Source organism: Devosia lacusdianchii, from assembly GCF_022429625.1.
Lineage (GTDB): Bacteria > Pseudomonadota > Alphaproteobacteria > Rhizobiales > Devosiaceae > Devosia > Devosia lacusdianchii.
The window spans coordinates 91,768-107,301 of sequence record NZ_CP092483.1; the positions used below are offsets into that span (position 1 = coordinate 91,768).

Consider the following 15,534-nt stretch of genomic DNA (forward strand, 5'->3'; position numbering starts at 1 on the left):
CTTGCCGCTGTTTCAGTCACGGGCGCAATATGGTCGATGCGATCAGGCCTGTCACCGTGGCCGCAGCAGATTTCGTCCTTGGGAGGGACTGGACATGGGCTTGTTTGACTGGATTACCGGCTCCAAATCAGCGCCGTCAGGCGTGACGCGGCAACCAGCAAGCACACTGCGGCAGGCCCTGCTGGCGCTCAATCGCGACACCGCCCCCTTCGTCATCCGCGATGGCGCTCCCGAGGGCGCCGATCTGGTCGCCGAATGGAAAATCGTCGATGCGCGCTGGTACGAGATCTTCGCCAAGGCGAGCCTGACCAAGGTATTCAAGGTGCTGATGAAGCTCGACGAGCAAAAGGGCGAAGTACGCTCGGTGGATCAGGAGTGGACCGTCGAATGGCGCGCCGGCGTGCCCAGCCTGTCGCTGAGCGCCGAAGCGTTTCGCGGCCAGAAGACCGAAATCAGCTTCGGCACCGCCTATGCCTTTAGGGAAGACCTCTCTGGCTTCGGCAAGGTCTACAAATACCGCTTCAAGACCAGCGAGATCAAAGACCCGCTGGCTGAAGTGGCTCAGCAGAACGGCTGGGGCTGGAAGGGTGTGGCGTTCGGGAGGCTTTGAGGCTCGGCCCACACAGGGCAAGCGTGGTGGTGGTGTGTGGCGGCGGAGTTGATCATTCGGCATAAGCCACCCACCCCCTGAAGCTGAGCCCCGCATAGAACAGGCTGACATCGGTGAAGCCAGCTTCGGCCAGCATCGCCTCTTCCTCCTCGGGCGCCAGGATCGAAAGGCGGGTCCCGATGGCCTGCCGCGCGCTGTCCAACTGCGCTTCGCTCGTGCCCTCGGCGGCCGAAAAGGCGACATGCCGGGCAATCCACTGCGAGCGCTCCGGCTCGGTCTGGGAAAAGCTGATATGGGCAAGGATGAACGGTGCGCCGGGCAGGAGCCGGCGTCGTAGCTGCCGCAGCGTCTCCAGCCGCTCCTCGCGCGGGATGAAGTGGAAGGTCAGGATGCTCGTGGCGCCGTCGAACGGACCCTCCGGCGCGACGTCGATATAGCCGTGATGGAGTTGTACCCGGCTCGCATGCCGTTCTGACGCTTGCCGCGCCAGCTCCAACATGGCGGCCGAGGGGTCCACGCCATCGAAGCTCCAACCCGAATGCGCCTCGGCCAGAGCCTTCAGCTCCAGCCCACCGCCGGCGCCCAGCACCAGCACGCGGCCATCGGCAGGCACGCGTTCCGCGAGCAGGAGCGACATCATGCGGTGCAGGCTCGCAAAGCCCGGAACCTGGCGCGGCGGGCCCTCGGCATAGGAACTGGAGGCGTGGTCGCCAAAGGCGTTTGGCTTCATCGGGAACAATCCATTAAATGTAACTTACATTGTTACATGAAATTAGGACGGCAAGACAAGTGTAGGTTGGCCTGCAGTGCGGCCCGTACCTCGACAAGCTCACCATGAGGTCCGTTGCTCGCGATCCAAGTCTGCCGTCATTGCCCGGCTAGTTCGGGCAATCTACCTTCACACACAGCCAAAATGGATCACCCGGACAAGCCGGGTGATGACGTCGGACGGAGAGGGAGGGATAGACTTAGGCCAGTGCCTTGCGCACGCGGATGACCACGTCGACATGGCTGACCTTCATGCCTTTGGGGGCTTCGGGCAGGGCCGCGAATTCGACCGAGGAGGCGGGGATGTCGATCATCCGCTGCTCATCCTCCACGTAAAAGTGATGATGGTCCGAGGTGTCGGTATCAAAATACGAGCGCGAGGCATCCACCGCCACTTCGCGCAATAGCCCAGCCTCGTGGAACTGGTGCAGCGTATTGTAGATGGTGGCGAGCGACACGTTGACGTGAGCCTCGCTGGCCTCGCCATGCAACTGCTCGGCGCTGACATGGCGATGCGGCCCACCGAACAAAAGCTCGGCAAGCGCTACGCGTTGACGGGTCGGGCGAAGACCGGCCATGCGCAGCACCGCGGTGAGGCAGGGCTTGTGCGACGGCAGCGACCGGGCGGTCTGGGTACGATCAGTCATTGGGTCCTTGAAACGAAAAGGGCCAGAACGTGCTGGCTTGGTTATAGCTATGACACAAAAATCACACAAGCGGCAGGACTGTCGCACGGTTAGCGCATCGCCCCAAAGGCCAAGGCGCTGCGGCTTGACCCTCTTGGCGCACCCCTATACGAGACAAACCCTAGGGTTAAGCGGGGTGTGAGGCATGGCCGAGCGGCAAAACGCATTTGGGTACGAAGAATTGCTGGCGCACGGCCGCGGCGAATTGCCGGGCCAGATGGACGCCCGCCTGCCCGCGCCCCCCATGCTGATGTTCGATCGCATCACCAGCATCGAGGCCGAGGGCGGTGCCTATGGCAAAGGCTATGTCGTGGCCGAACTCGACCTCCATCCCGACCTCTGGTTCTTCAAGTGCCATTTCATCGGCGATCCGGTGATGCCGGGCTGCCTGGGGCTCGATGCCCTGTGGCAGATGACGGGCTTCTTCCTCGGCTGGTCGGGCTCGCCGGGCCGTGGCCGCGCCCTGGGTGGCGAGATCAAGTTCACCGGCCAGGCCACGGTCGACAAGAAGCTCCTCGAATACCGCATCGACATTAAGCGGCACATGCGTTCGCCCTTGCCGTTCGGCATTGCCACAGGCACGGTCAAGGCCGATGGCGAGGTCATCTACATCGCCGAAAATCTGCGGGTTGGTCTCATTCCCCTGGCAACAGAGGACAAAAGCGCCTGATAGGGGTGCAAAGACCCAAATTCCTGCACGATAATAAGAGACGCCTACGCAAGGGCGCCCGACCAAGACTACGGAGCTAGGCCAAGATGAGACGAGTTGTCGTCACCGGCATGGGTATCATTTCCTCGATCGGCAATTCGCTGGACGAGGTCACGGACAGCCTGCGGCAGTCGAGGCCCGGCATCGTCTTTGCCCAGGACTATGCCGAGCTGGGTTTCCGCAGCCAGGTCAAGGGCGATCCACGCCTCGATCCGTTCGAGATGCTTGATCGCCGCGTCACCCGCTTCATGGGCCGCGGCGCCGCCTGGAACTACCTCGCCATGCAACAGGCTATTGCCGATGCCGGGCTTGAGGAAAGCGATATCTCCAACCCCATGACCGGCATCGTCATGGGCTCGGGCGGCAGCTCCACCCGCACCATCGTCGAAGCCGCCGACACCACCCGCAAGAATACCAGCCCCAAGCGCATCGGCCCGCTGGCCGTGCCCAAGGCCATGGGCTCGACCGCTTCGGCAACCTTGGCCACCGCCTTCGGCATCAAGGGCGTCAACTATTCCATCACCGCCGCCTGCGCGACATCCAAGCATTGCATCGGCAATGGCATGGAACAGATCATGCTGGGCAAGCAGGATATCGTCTTTGCCGGCGGTCACGAAGACCTCGACTGGACGCTGTCCAACCTGTTCGACGCCATGGGCGCCATGAGTTCCAACTTCAACGAGACGCCGGAAAAAGCGTCCCGCTGCTACGATGCTGCCCGCGACGGCTTCGTCATCTCCGGCGGCGCCGGTGTGCTGGTGCTCGAAGAACTGGAACACGCCAAGGCGCGTGGCGCCAGGATCTGGGCCGAACTGGTCGGCTATGGCGCCACCTCCGATGGTCTCGACATGGTTGCCCCCTCGGGCGAGGGCGCCGCACGCTGCATGCAGATGGCCCTGCGCAATGTCGGCGGCAAGGTCGACTACATCAATCCGCACGCCACCTCGACCCCCGTGGGCGATCTCAAGGAAATCGAGGCCATCCGCGCCGTCTTCGGCAATGCGAACTGTCCGCCCATCTCGGCGACCAAGTCACTGACCGGCCACAGCCAGGGCGCCACCGGCGTGCATGAATCGATCTATTCGATCCTGATGATGAAGCACCGCTTCATCGCCGCCAGCGCCAATATCGACAATCTCGATCCGGTGTTCGCGGACATGCCGATCATCCGCCAGCGCCGCGACGACGTCGATCTGGGCGTGGTGCTATCCAACTCGTTCGGCTTTGGCGGCACCAATGCCGCGCTGGTGTTCAAGCATCCGGATGCTTGAGGTCGCATCTATCTCATAGCGCTCAACAACCACAATTCGTCACCCTCGGGCTTGACCCGAGGGCTCTTTACTTTGCTGTGCGGTCGGCGCGTGCATTTCCCTCGGGTCAAGCCCCAGGGTGACGGCCGGCGGGTGGGGTAGGTTTGGGGTGAACCACCCTCAGTACGAAAACTCACTAAACCGTGCGCCCTTGCCGTCATAGGTCAACACGCGCCGAATCAGTGGCTCGCCGATGCCGGTGATCAGCTTGATGGCTTCCATGGCCATCAGCGTGCCGATCACCCCGGTCAGTGGCCCCAATATGCCGGTCGCCTCGCAGCTCGGCAGGTCGGTGTCGTCGGCCTCCTCAGGGTAAAGATCGCCGAAGCGCGGTCCATCGGCTGCGAAGACCGTCACCTGTCCGTCGAACATCGAGACAGCCCCTGAAACCAGCGGCAGGCGCAGGGCCTCCGCCGCAGCGGCCGTGGCGCGGCGGGTCGCAAGATTGTCCGTGCCATCGAGGACCAGGTCGTAGCCGCCGAGGATCGTCGCCGCATTGCTGGCATCCAGTTGCTCGGCGTGAACCGTCACGGCGACATGCGGGTTGAGCGCATGGACAAAACGCTCCGCGCTCTCGGCCTTGCCCATGCCGATGCTGGTATGGATCACCTGGCGCTGCAGGTTGGAGAGTGACACCGCGTCATGGTCAACAATCCCCAACCGTCCGACGCCCGCGCCCGCCAGATAGGCGATGACCGGGCTGCCGATGCCACCTGCGCCCACCACCAGCACGCGCGCGGCTTTCAGCGCCTGCTGACCGCCGCCACCCATGCCCTTGAGCACCAGATGGCGCGCATAGCGGCGGGTTTCCTCGGGGGATAGCGGATCAGCGGCCAATTGGCACCGCGATGAAGCGCCGGTCCGGACCCTCGAAGCCCATGGAATAGACCGAGACGATGGCCACCATGTCCGGCGTCAGGTCGGGGGCGAAGGCGACGAGGCTTTCAAACGGCGTCACCACCGCATAGAGCCGATAGCCCTGCGGGCACCCCCGGCTCTCGGGCACCGATGTGTCGCGATAGACCTCGGCGGTCTTGCCGTCGACGGTGAGGCTCAGCGCGAAGCCGCTGACATAGTCCTCGCCCCAGGTGGCGCATTCGGGCGGGTCGATCCCTTCTTCGACGGTCGACAGCACCAGCTCGTAATCCTGCTCGGGATCGGCCATGCCATAGCCGGGGCGGCCGAAGCGCAGCCTCTGCATGTCGGTATCGAGCGCGCCATCGCCATTGAGCGCGACAATGTCCACCGGTTCGCCAAAGTCCAGCGCGTCCAGCATCGGCTGCGCCTCCGCCCTTACCTCGGCGCGCACTGCGGCGATACTGCTGGCCTCGTCCTCGATCACCTTGCGGATCGGCGTGCCCTTGACCCAGCTGTCCTTGTCCAGGTCGAGCACGAAGAGATTGGCATAGGCGAAGCCCGAGCCATCCTGAATGCCGAATTCCTCATAGGCGAAATAGGGGCCGGTCGACGAATAGCCGATAAAGCCGATGCCGGCCCGGTCACCTGCCCAAGCCGGCGTGGCCAGCAACAGCAGGCTAACCCACGCTCCGGCCAGTCGAGCCAAAACCATTGGCGCCGCGTTCCGTATCATCGAGCATCTCCGTCAGCCTGAATTGCGCGGCGCTCACCGGCGCCACCACCATCTGGGCGATGCGGTCGCCGCGTCGCACCACGAAATCGTCCTCGCCCAGATTGATCAGCGGCACCATCACCTCGCCGCGGTAATCCGCATCGATCGTGCCCGGCGCATTGAGCACGGTAACCCCGAACTTGACGGCCAGCCCCGAACGCGGCCGCACCTGGGCTTCGTAGCCCAGGGGCAGCGCCATGGCAAAGCCGCAGGGCACCAGCGCCCGCTTGCCCGGCGCCAGCACGATATCGGCGCCAGCCGCCAGGGCCGCGACCAGATCCATGCCCGCCGCCCCCGCCGTCTGCTGCCGCGGCAGCGGCAGGCCGGCGCCATGGTCGAGCCAGCGCAGCCCGATCGAAACTGCCTCGCTCATCAGGGCACCCGTACCACGGCATAATACTCGTCCGGCAAATCGGCCGTGCCGTTGATCAGGTCGAGGAATTGGATGGTCTCTTCCGCCGATTTCTTGTCGGCGGCGATCTTCATGTTGGATTCGACGATTTCGGCGCCCGAAAACACCAGCGTCACGCCATGGCCGGTGAAGAAGGCTTCCACCATCTTCTTGGTTTCGTCGTCCATGGTTTCGCCGGCGCCGATCTCTTCCTGCATGTTGGCCGTCGGCAGTGCCACGCGGACGAGGCCCGCACCGGCGGGGGTGAATACGATGGTCTGCTCGTCATTGCCCATGGTCAGGCCGGCAAACGGGCCTTCCTCGACGATAGTGCAGGTAGCGCTGCCATCGGCGTTTTCGGTGAGCTTACCCTCGGCGCAGAATTCGTCGTCCTTGGGCGCGTCGGCACCGGCCTGCTCGGCGCTCATCTTGACCATGGAATAGAAGTCCGCGCCCATGTCCTGCGTCAGGGTGGCCTTGGCGGTGGTCTCGCTCGTCAGGGCGACATCGACCTTGGCGTCGATACAGCCGGCAAGGGCGCCGCCCAGCAATAGCGTGGCGGCGAGCTTGCCGAGGGTTTTGAGCGTCATCTGTGTCGTCTCCCGGTTTGGCGGCAATCTATGGCCAAGTCCGGGGCCGGGCAAGCCAACCTACCAGGAGGTGATCGACAGCAGCCGCCACAGCGCCGCCAGGAGCGTCAGCCCGGCAATGCCCATCAGCGCCAGTATCGCGCCGCGCATCAGCCCGTCATGGCGGCGGTGCTTGTTGGCGTGATAATCGGCCAGCGCCAGCTCAGCCTGGGCGATGATGACAGGCAACCGTCCGGCCGCCTCGGCCGCGACCTTGAAGTGATCCTGCAGGTCCTGGATGCGGCCCAGGGGCCCTGCTTCCTTGCGCAGCCAATCACCCACGACGGGCTCGGCAATGGTCCAGATATCGAGATGGGGATCGAGCGAGCGCGCCACGCCTTCCACCAGCACCATGGATTTTTGCAGCAACACGAGTTCGGGGCGGGTCTGCATGTTGAACAGGTCGGTGATGACGAAGAGCTGGCCGAGCACCCGGGCCATGGAAATGTCCGATGCGGTGCGGCCATGCAGCGGCTCGCCGATCGAGCGGATGGCCAGCGCGAAATCGTCGACCGACTGATCCTTGGGCACATAGCCGATATCGAAATGGCGTTCCGCCACCAGCCGGTAATTGCGGGTGATGAAGCCATAGAGGATATCGGCGAGGAAGCGGCGTTCCTTGCGGTTGATGCGGCCCATAATGCCAAAATCGACGGCGATGACGTCGCCGGTTCGCGGATCGGCAAAGAGGTTCCCCGGATGCATGTCGGCATGGAAGAAGCCATCGCGAATGGCGTGCCGCAGGAAGCTCTGCAAGAGATTGCTCGCGAGCGCCTTGCGATCGACACCGGCCGCATCGAGCGCGGCATGCTCGCGGATAGGGATGCCCTCCACCCAAGAGGTGGTCAGCACATTCTGCGCCACATGATCCCATGAGACCGTGGGGATGACGAAGCCGGTATCGTCCTTGATATTCTCGGCCATCTCGGAGATCGCCGCCGCTTCGAGCCGCAGGTCGAGCTCCAGCCGGGCCGAGCGGTCGAGGGTTTCGACCACTTCGATCGGCCGCAGGCGTTTGGTGGATTTGACCAGCTTATCGGCCAGCCGCGCCGCAGCGTAGAAGCTCTCGATATCGGACATGAAGCGGTGCGCCACGCCGGGCCGCAGGATCTTGACCGCGACGGTTCGAGGCAGGCCGCTGGCAGGCTTGAGCCGGGCCCGGTGCACTTGGGCGATCGACGCCGCGGCGATGGGCGGACTGAGCTCGGTCAGCTCGTTTGCCTTATCCTCAAGCGCCGCCTGCAGGATCCCGGGCACCAACGCCGGATCGAACGGATCCATCTTGTCTTGCAGGCCTGCCAGGTCATTGGCGATATCGGGCCCAACCACATCAGGCCGCGTCGCCAGGGTCTGGCCGAATTTCACATAGGTCGGCCCCAACAGGTTAAGCGCCTTGTTGAGCCGCTCGACATGCCCGGTCTTGCGCACACTTGGCCGCTCGATCAGCCGGCCCAGCCAGATGCCGAAGCGCAATGGCGCCAGGGCCGGGGGCAGGCCCTTGGTCGAAATGATCGACAAAGCCCCCTCGCGCGCCAGCACATAGCCGGCCCGGATCAGCCGGAAATAGGCGGAAATCAGCACTCTTCACCTCTCCCTTCGGGGGAGAGGTCGGGCTTCGCAAAGCGAAGACCGGGTGAGGGGGCCTTTTCTGGGCGCGGTGCGGAGGATAGACCCCTCACCCGACCCTGCGGGTCGACCTCTCCCCGGAGGGGCGAGGTAAGCAAGAGTGTCATCAAATCTTCCACCCGGAGAACAGCGCCGCGATATTGCCGGTGAACGGCGTATGCTTGACCCGCTTGAAGCCGGCTTCGGACAGCATCGACTGGAACAGGGGTGGGTTGGGGAACTTGCGGATCGATTCTACCAGATACTGGTAAGGTTGCGCGTCGCCGGTAACCAGCCTGCCCATGGGCGGGATCAGCCGGTCCGAAAACGCCTTGTACATACTGTCGAAGCCGGGCACGTCGACCTGCGAAAATTCCAGCACCAGGATGCGTCCGCCACGCTTCAGCACGCGATGGGCCTCGTTCAGCGCCTTCTGGATACGCGGCACGTTGCGGATACCAAAAGCAATCGTATAGGCGTCAAAGCTCTTGTCTTCGAAGGGCAGCTCTTCGGCATTGGCTTCGACGAAGCTGGCCTGAGCAGGATAGCGCCAGCTCTTGGCGCGCTCGGCGCCGACGCGCAGCATGTCCGAATTGATGTCGCTGACCACGACCTCGGCATAACCGACCGAGGCATTGATGATGCGCTCGGCAATGTCGCCGGTGCCCCCGGCCATGTCGAGCACGCGCCAGGGCCGCGAGCCGCCCTTGGGCGGCGCCAGGTCGGCCACCATGGCATCCTTCCAGATGCGATGGACGCCGCCGCTCATCAGATCGTTCATCAGGTCGTAGCGGTCGGCGACGCCGCGGAACACCTTGTTGACCAGGCCCTGCTTGTCGTCCATCGCCACGGTCTGCTCACCGAAATGCGTGGTTTCTGGCGCGTTGCTCATGGCCGGGCTCGTTGTGCTGTTCCGCTAATCGCGCGCACCATATAGAAGCGATATCGGCTTTGCCATTGCGCAAAGCCGCGCAGGTAAAGAGGAAACTCCATGCCGGAATTGCCCGAAGTCGAAACCGTCCGCCGCGGCCTTGAGCCCTGGCTCGAAGGCGCGCGCATCGAGCGCGTCCAGCTCAATCGCAAGGACCTGCGCTTCCCCTTTCCCGAGGGGTTGCAGGCGGCGCTCGAAGGAACACGGATCGTCTCGATCGGCCGCCGCGCCAAGTATCTGCTGATCAAACTCGATAGCGGCAAGACCCTGCTGAGCCATCTGGGCATGACCGGCTCCTGGCGCTTCGCCGAGCACAGCATCGACAAGCCGCCGCGCTATTACGAGCCCGGCACCGAGCCCAAGCATGACCACATGGTCTGGGATATTTCCCATCCCCAGCACGGCAAGAGCCACCTCATCTATGCCGATCCGCGCCGCTTCGGCTTCATCGATTTGTTCGACGATCCGGCCGAGAGCGAATATCTCAACGAGCTCGGTCCCGAGCCGCTGGGCAATGACTTCAATGCCGATGAAATGGCCGCCGCCTTCAAGGGCAAGAAGGCGCCGATCAAGGCGGCCCTGCTCGATCAGCGCGTGGTCGCGGGGCTGGGCAATATCTATGTCGCCGAGGCACTGCATCGCAGCCACATCCTGCCCGATGTGCAGGCCGGCACGCTGGTGACGTCAAAGGGCAAGCCCAAGGCGGCGCTGGAAGACCTGGCCCATGCCGTCAGGCAGGTGCTGCTCGAAGCCATCGAGGTCGGCGGCTCCACCCTGCGCGACTTCCGCAATGCCGAAGGCGGCTCGGGCTATTTCCAGCATCGCTTCGCCGTCTATGACCGGGAAGGCGAGCCCTGTCCGACGCCCCTCTGCACGGGCACCATACAGCGCATCGTGCAGTCGGGCCGCTCAACGTTTTTCTGCCCAGTCTGCCAGAAGGCGCCATAGTTCGTGCGCTGAGGTCTACCCAAAACTCGATCGTCACCCTCGGGCTTGACCCGAGGGCACTCCACTTAGCCAGCGCACGGCAAGTGCGGGACCCTCGGGTCAAGCCCGAGGGTGACGATCGGTGGTGATGCATAGGCGGGCGCGCATAGCCGCCTCGCCCCCTGAATCCAGTTGACGCTTGCCCCCGCTTCCCCTATAGACCGCCCAACTTGGCGGCTGTCGATTGCCGCCGATTTCATTTCATCCCGGACGCCTGTCGCGCCTAGAGCGTGCAAGACGGCCGGTTGGACGCCAAGAGGACCGTTATGGCCAATACGCCGTCAGCCAAGAAGGCTACCCGCAAGATCGCTGCCCGCACCGCGGTCAACAAGTCGCGCCGCTCGCGCGTCCGCACCTTCATCCGCAAGGTTGAAGAGGCTATCACTGCCGGTGACCACAAGCTGGCGATGGAAGCCCTGGCGGTTGCCGCTCCCGAGATCAACCGCGCTGCGACCAAGGGCATCGTTCATGCCAATCTGGCCGCTCGCAAGGTCAGCCGCCTCAACAGCCGCGTTAAGGCGCTCAGCGCCTGATCGCTTCGCCGAGGCGCCCTTGGCGGCAGCCGGCGACATGACGAAAATTGGGCTCCGGAAGGAGCCCATTTTTATTGCCGGCAAACGGGCAAGGTTTTTCTGATTTTGCGGTTCTGTGTCATCGGCGTGACGGTGACACGACAGTGCAGCCTCAAGGGCGGCGTTGACGATTTCGTGAGAAACCACAGGGGCTTAATCGAAAGTCCCGCATTCTTGCAAATGTCACGGAGCGGACGTCTCGCACGTATTTCGGTGTCGGCGAGAATAAATTTTTTACCGCTTCGTAAGCTTGCGTGACAGGAATCTGCGTTGAGTCACAGAGCCTTGGTTTGAGGGATTTTTGCCGGCCGTGGGGGTCCAAAAACACAACGTCGGAGTCAAGCCCCCATTTTACAGATTCCACGGTTGCGGCCCCAAAATCGTCCCTCTAAAGTAATCTGGTCAGCTTGAAACGAGGCGCCGCCAGAGAGCGTCCGGGAGAGCTGGCAGGGTCGATTTCGGGGCGTTGATTGTTATCTGAGCGCGGCAGAAAGCCGGCGTGTTTTCAAAGTTGGTGAAGGTTGTGTTGGCAGCAGAATTGCCTGCCGGTCCGATCGGGGCCGGCGATTATTAGGTAGCGTTTCGGCCGGGTCAGGCTGGGTTCACGACAAGGATGAGTAAGACGCTGGTGGGCTAACCACCGGACAGGAACAGTGTGCCCGCAATGTCGGGTGCGGGGGCGAAGCCATGGCCAAAGGACGACACAGTCCGGGGCATGGCGTCAGACAAATACCGGCGGACTATGCGGGCCGTCGGCAACCTAATGGGGCTAAATCAATGATGCGACAGGCGACCGCCGGAAGAGACGATTGGGGCAGTGCTCAATCCTCTTCCATCAACACGACCAGCAAAGGCGAAAAACCTGTCATGAGCGCTCCCGATTCCAACGAAGCCCAGCGTGAGCTCTGGAACCGGGTCCGCGCACGCATCAAGGCCTCGGTCGGCGTCGACGTCTTTACGTCATGGTTCGCCAGCCTCGAGCTCGAAGAGATCGTCGATGATGTGGTGCACCTGTCGGCCCCCACGCGCTTTCTCTGTTCCTGGGTACAGTCCAATTATGCCGAGCGCCTGCTCGAGGCTTTTCGCCAGGACGATGAAAACGTCACCCGCATTCAGGTAACGTTGCGTGTCAACGGGCAGGCCCGTCCGCGCCTTGCCCAGCCCGCCGCTGAACCCGTCTCTCTCGCCGCAACGCCCGTGGCCGCCAGCGCGGCGCCCCAGGCGCCATCCGCACCGCGCCTCATCCGCGACAATACCGCTACCAAGGGCGATGCCCTCAGCGGCAGCGCCATCGATCAGCGCATGACCTTCGATACCTTTGTTGCCGGTTCGGCCAATGAGATGGCGCTTGGCGTGGCCCGCCAGATCGCGACCGCCGCCGCCAACAACACCGTGACCTTCAATCCGGTCTATATCCATTCCACCGTCGGCCTCGGCAAAAGCCATCTGCTCAATGCCATCGCCCATGCCGTGCAGTCGGCCGATGCGACCAAGAACATCGTCTATCTGACCGCCGACCACTTCATGTACCATTTCATCACCGCCGTGCAGCGCCAGTCGGCGCTCGGCTTCAAGGAATGGCTGCGCCGGGTCGACCTGCTGCTGATCGACGACATGCAATTCCTGCAGGGCAAGTCCGCCACCGAATTCGGCCATACGCTGGGCACCCTGCTGACCGGCGCCAAGCAGGTCGTGGTGGCCGGCGATGCGCCGCCGCGTGATCTCGAAATGCTCGATGAGCGCGTCCGTTCGCGACTCTCGGGCGGTCTCGTCGTGCCGATTTCCGGTTTCGATCTCGAGTTGCGCCGCGCCATTGTACAGCGCCGCGCCGACCAGTCGACCGCCCGCTTCGGCATGCATTTCCCGGCCCCGGTCATCGACTATATTTCCCGCGCCGTCATCAGCCATGGCCGCGACCTCGACGGCGCCGTCAACCGGCTCGTCGCCGCCAACCAGCTCACCGGTGAACTCATCACCGTGCCGCTGGCCGAAAAGACCCTGGGCGACCTGATCCGTTCGCGCGAAGCCCGCCGCGTCCGTATCGAGGACATCCTCAAGATCGTCAGCCGTCACTACAAGGTGCCGCGCAACGAACTGCTCTCGGCGCGCCGCTCGCGTGATGTCGTTCGTCCGCGCCAGATCGCCATGTTCCTGGCCAAGGCGCTGACCTCGCGTTCGCTCCCCGAAATCGGCCGCCGCTTCGGTGGGCGCGATCACACCACCGTCCTCCACTCGGTCCGCAAGGTCGAGCAGATGATCAAGGACGACGTGGAACTGGCGCAGGAGATCGAGCTGTTGAAGCGCATGCTCGAAGAATAACGACCGCAAAGCGCAAGCATGCTTGCAGCAGAGGCCGCCGGACCAGGGGTTCGGCGGCTTTGCTCTTTCGGGGTCGACCTAGGCCAGCGTCTGGTACAGCGCGTCCCAGCCACCGGCGAGGTAGAGCGCGGTGTAGAGCGAGCCGAAGGTGGAATTTCCCGGCAGCACATGGGTATGCCCGGCCTTCACCGCCGGCAGGCGGTTCCACAATGGATTATCGGCAAAGGCTTCGACCGAGCCGTTCTGGAAATCGAGGATCAGGAAGCCCTCGACATCACCGAGCAGCTCACCGGCGCTTTCAATGCCCACTTCGCCGCTATCGGCCAGGATATCGGCAGGCACGGCAAGCCCGCCAATTTCGGCCAACACCTGGCCCGGCATGACCTGCCCATAGGACGTGCCGAGCGTACGCACATGGATGGCGTTCTTGCTGGCATCGAGCTGGACCGCGGCGACCTTCCTGCCGGCGATGGCTCCGGCATGGCGGGCCTTGATGTCGGCGACCAGCCCATTGTATTGCCCGATGGTTTCGGCGCCGATCACCGGCTTGCCCAGCCATGCCGCCAGATTGGCGAGGTTGTCCTGCCAGGTGGCGAGATAGTCGGTGGGCAGGATAGGCGCGACCGCCTTGAGCTTGTTGAGCGGCCACCATTCCGAATCCGGATCGGTGGTCGGGCAGATGATCAGGTCCGGCTCCAGCGCCAGGATTTCCTCGATATTGGGCGGCGCACCCAGCATCGGCACGGCTGGGTCGAGCGGCACCCACGGCCGTACCGGGCTATGGCTATAGCCGATCAGGTTGAGCCCGAGTGCCACCGCCGGCTCCAGATTGGAGCGCGAGTCGATGGCGATCACCCGCTTGGGATCGGCCGGAATGTCATAGGTGCCCAGCGAGGTGGTGACGCTGTGCACGCCTTCCTGAGCCCGGGCGCCTCCGGTCATTACAGCGGTCAGCAGCGCCGTGCCGCTCAGGGCGAATTCGCGGCGGGTGAAATGCATGGTCATCGCGTGGTGTCCTTCCGGCTGCGCCATATCCGGCGAAAGTTATCGCAGCGAAGGCTATTTAAGATGATAATGGATGTCCAGTTATAGGGCGGCGCTACACCGTGACGCAATGGTGGGATTTCTCGTTGGCAAGCTCTGCCCCGCCCTTGCTAATCCGTTCACAAATTGTAAATGTCCAACCCCCGGCCTGCCGGGGGTTTTGCTGCAGACATGCAGCCGCGTAGTGCCAGGGAAGTAGCCGAATGAAAGTCACGCTCGAACGCAATCATCTGCTCAAGTCGCTGAGCCATGTGCACCGGGTCGTGGAGCGGCGGAATACCTACCCGATCCTGGCCAACGTGCTGTTCAAGGCCAGCGACGACAAGGTCGAACTGCGCGCCACCGATCTCGATATCGAAGTCACCGAGAGCGTGCCGGCCATGGTGGCGACCGCAGGCACCACAACGGTTCCCGCGCACACGCTCTACGAAATCGTCCGAAAACTCTCCGACGGCGCCGAAGTGCGCCTCGAGACCGATGGCGGCGAGAACATGGTTCTCACCTCCGGCCGCTCGCGCTTTAACCTCGCCTGCCTCAGCCCCGACAGCTTCCCCGATCTCAAATCGGGCAGCTTCGGCCACGAATTCTCCATGCCGGCTGCGGCTCTGCGCGAGCTCATCGAGCGCACCCAGTTCGCCATCTCCAACGAAGAGACGCGCTACTACCTCAACGGCATTTATTTCCACACTGTCGATGTCAGCAATGTCGGCACGGTATTGCGTGCTGTAGCGACCGATGGCCATCGCATGGCCCGCGCCGAGATCGAGGCGCCCGCGGGCGCCAAGGGCATGCCCGGTATCATCGTGCCCAAGAAGACCGTGGGCGAAGTGCAGAAGCTGCTCGATGGCGCCGATGGCGACGTGAATGTCGAGGTGAGCGACACCAAGATCCGCTTCACCGTCGGCTCGGTCGTGCTGCTTTCCAAGCTCATCGAAGGCACCTTCCCCGACTACGATCGGGTGACCCCCAAGAACAACGACAAGCAGATGAATGTCGACCGGGCGAGCTTCGCCACCGCCGTCGACCGCGTCTCCACCATTGCCTCCGAGCGCGGCGGCAAGGCCGTCAAGCTCCAGGCCAAGGATGGCCTTCTGGAACTGTCGGTGACCAACCCAGATCACGGCACGGCCAGCGAAGAGCTGGCGGTCGAGTTCGATACCGATGGCTTCGAGATCGGCTTCAACGCCCGCTATCTGCTCGACATCATTGGCCAGATCCGCTCCGACAGCGCCGTGTTCATGTTCAACGACGCCGGCTCGCCGACGCTGGTCAAGGACGACGGCGAAACGCGCGCGCTGTATGTTTTGATGCCGATGCGCGTGTAAGGGCAGCCTTGCACACCC

Annotated in this window: 16 protein-coding genes; 7 read left to right on the plus strand and 9 right to left on the minus strand. The window is 63.4% G+C overall.

Features of this window, described 5'->3' with window-relative positions:
- Positions 1–94: 94 nt before the first annotated feature.
- On the plus strand, positions 95–610 hold the full coding sequence (locus MF606_RS00465; RefSeq protein WP_240231466.1) for a hypothetical protein: 516 nt from the start codon (positions 95–97) through the stop codon (positions 608–610).
- A gap of 52 nt (positions 611–662) precedes the next feature.
- Here the strand turns inward: MF606_RS00465 and MF606_RS00470 are convergent, their stop codons facing one another.
- On the minus strand, positions 663–1,340 hold the full coding sequence (locus tag MF606_RS00470) for a class I SAM-dependent methyltransferase (RefSeq protein WP_240231467.1): 678 nt from the start codon (positions 1,338–1,340) through the stop codon (positions 663–665).
- Positions 1,341–1,578: 238 nt separating this feature from the next.
- Complete coding sequence (gene irrA / locus MF606_RS00475; RefSeq protein ID WP_275693110.1) at positions 1,579–2,025, minus strand: iron response transcriptional regulator IrrA; 447 nt, start codon at positions 2,023–2,025, stop codon at positions 1,579–1,581.
- A gap of 184 nt (positions 2,026–2,209) precedes the next feature.
- Between irrA and fabA the strand changes: the two genes are divergently transcribed.
- Both fabA and fabB read left to right on the plus strand, forming a co-directional pair.
- The gene (gene fabA, locus MF606_RS00480; RefSeq protein WP_240231468.1) at positions 2,210–2,734 is read left to right on the plus strand and encodes a 3-hydroxyacyl-[acyl-carrier-protein] dehydratase FabA; all 525 of its coding nucleotides are present in this window, start codon (positions 2,210–2,212) and stop codon (positions 2,732–2,734) included.
- Positions 2,735–2,820: 86 nt separating this feature from the next.
- Entirely contained in the window at positions 2,821–4,044 is a 1,224-nt protein-coding gene (fabB, locus tag MF606_RS00485) for a beta-ketoacyl-ACP synthase I (protein ID WP_240231469.1), read from the plus strand.
- Between the two features lie 159 nt (positions 4,045–4,203).
- Here fabB and moeB read toward each other — a convergent pair whose 3' ends face one another.
- The 6 genes from moeB to ubiE all read right to left on the minus strand — a co-directional run bounded on the left by moeB (position 4,204) and on the right by ubiE (position 9,230).
- On the minus strand, positions 4,204–4,920 hold the full coding sequence (gene moeB, locus MF606_RS00490; protein ID WP_275693111.1) for a molybdopterin-synthase adenylyltransferase MoeB: 717 nt from the start codon (positions 4,918–4,920) through the stop codon (positions 4,204–4,206).
- Positions 4,910–5,653 (minus strand): DUF2259 domain-containing protein, encoded by a 744-nt coding sequence (locus MF606_RS00495; protein ID WP_240231470.1) that lies wholly within the window; start codon positions 5,651–5,653, stop codon positions 4,910–4,912. Before MF606_RS00495 ends, moeB begins: the two co-directional genes overlap by 11 nt.
- Positions 5,619–6,086: a dUTP diphosphatase gene (gene dut / locus MF606_RS00500; RefSeq protein ID WP_240231472.1), complete on the minus strand. Its 468-nt coding sequence runs from the start codon at positions 6,084–6,086 to the stop codon at positions 5,619–5,621. The genes MF606_RS00495 and dut overlap by 35 nt, the downstream gene beginning before the upstream one ends.
- Positions 6,086–6,694 carry a hypothetical protein gene (locus MF606_RS00505; protein ID WP_240231473.1) on the minus strand — a complete coding sequence of 203 codons (609 nt, stop codon included), beginning with the start codon at positions 6,692–6,694 and terminating at the stop codon, positions 6,086–6,088. The genes dut and MF606_RS00505 overlap by 1 nt, the downstream gene beginning before the upstream one ends.
- Positions 6,695–6,754: 60 nt before the next feature.
- Positions 6,755–8,314, minus strand: a complete 1,560-nt coding sequence (gene ubiB / locus MF606_RS00510) for a 2-polyprenylphenol 6-hydroxylase (RefSeq protein ID WP_240231474.1) — start codon at positions 8,312–8,314, stop codon at positions 6,755–6,757.
- A 151-nt stretch (positions 8,315–8,465) separates the two neighbouring features.
- The gene (ubiE, locus tag MF606_RS00515; protein WP_240231475.1) at positions 8,466–9,230 is read right to left on the minus strand and encodes a bifunctional demethylmenaquinone methyltransferase/2-methoxy-6-polyprenyl-1,4-benzoquinol methylase UbiE; all 765 of its coding nucleotides are present in this window, start codon (positions 9,228–9,230) and stop codon (positions 8,466–8,468) included.
- A 99-nt stretch (positions 9,231–9,329) separates the two neighbouring features.
- On the opposite strand from ubiE, the gene mutM reads away from it, so the two are divergent.
- From mutM to dnaA, 3 genes are all read left to right on the plus strand, one after another.
- Positions 9,330–10,217 (plus strand): bifunctional DNA-formamidopyrimidine glycosylase/DNA-(apurinic or apyrimidinic site) lyase, encoded by an 888-nt coding sequence (gene mutM / locus MF606_RS00520; protein WP_240231476.1) that lies wholly within the window; start codon positions 9,330–9,332, stop codon positions 10,215–10,217.
- 305 nt (positions 10,218–10,522) lie between these two features.
- The gene (rpsT, locus tag MF606_RS00525; RefSeq protein ID WP_240231477.1) at positions 10,523–10,789 is read left to right on the plus strand and encodes a 30S ribosomal protein S20; all 267 of its coding nucleotides are present in this window, start codon (positions 10,523–10,525) and stop codon (positions 10,787–10,789) included.
- Between the two features lie 906 nt (positions 10,790–11,695).
- Positions 11,696–13,147 (plus strand): chromosomal replication initiator protein DnaA, encoded by a 1,452-nt coding sequence (gene dnaA, locus MF606_RS00530; RefSeq protein ID WP_240231478.1) that lies wholly within the window; start codon positions 11,696–11,698, stop codon positions 13,145–13,147.
- A gap of 78 nt (positions 13,148–13,225) precedes the next feature.
- Here dnaA and MF606_RS00535 read toward each other — a convergent pair whose 3' ends face one another.
- Complete coding sequence (locus MF606_RS00535; RefSeq protein WP_240231479.1) at positions 13,226–14,152, minus strand: ABC transporter substrate-binding protein; 927 nt, start codon at positions 14,150–14,152, stop codon at positions 13,226–13,228.
- Between the two features lie 242 nt (positions 14,153–14,394).
- Between MF606_RS00535 and dnaN the strand changes: the two genes are divergently transcribed.
- Positions 14,395–15,516 (plus strand): DNA polymerase III subunit beta, encoded by a 1,122-nt coding sequence (gene dnaN, locus MF606_RS00540; RefSeq protein ID WP_240231480.1) that lies wholly within the window; start codon positions 14,395–14,397, stop codon positions 15,514–15,516.
- Positions 15,517–15,534: the final 18 nt, after the last annotated feature.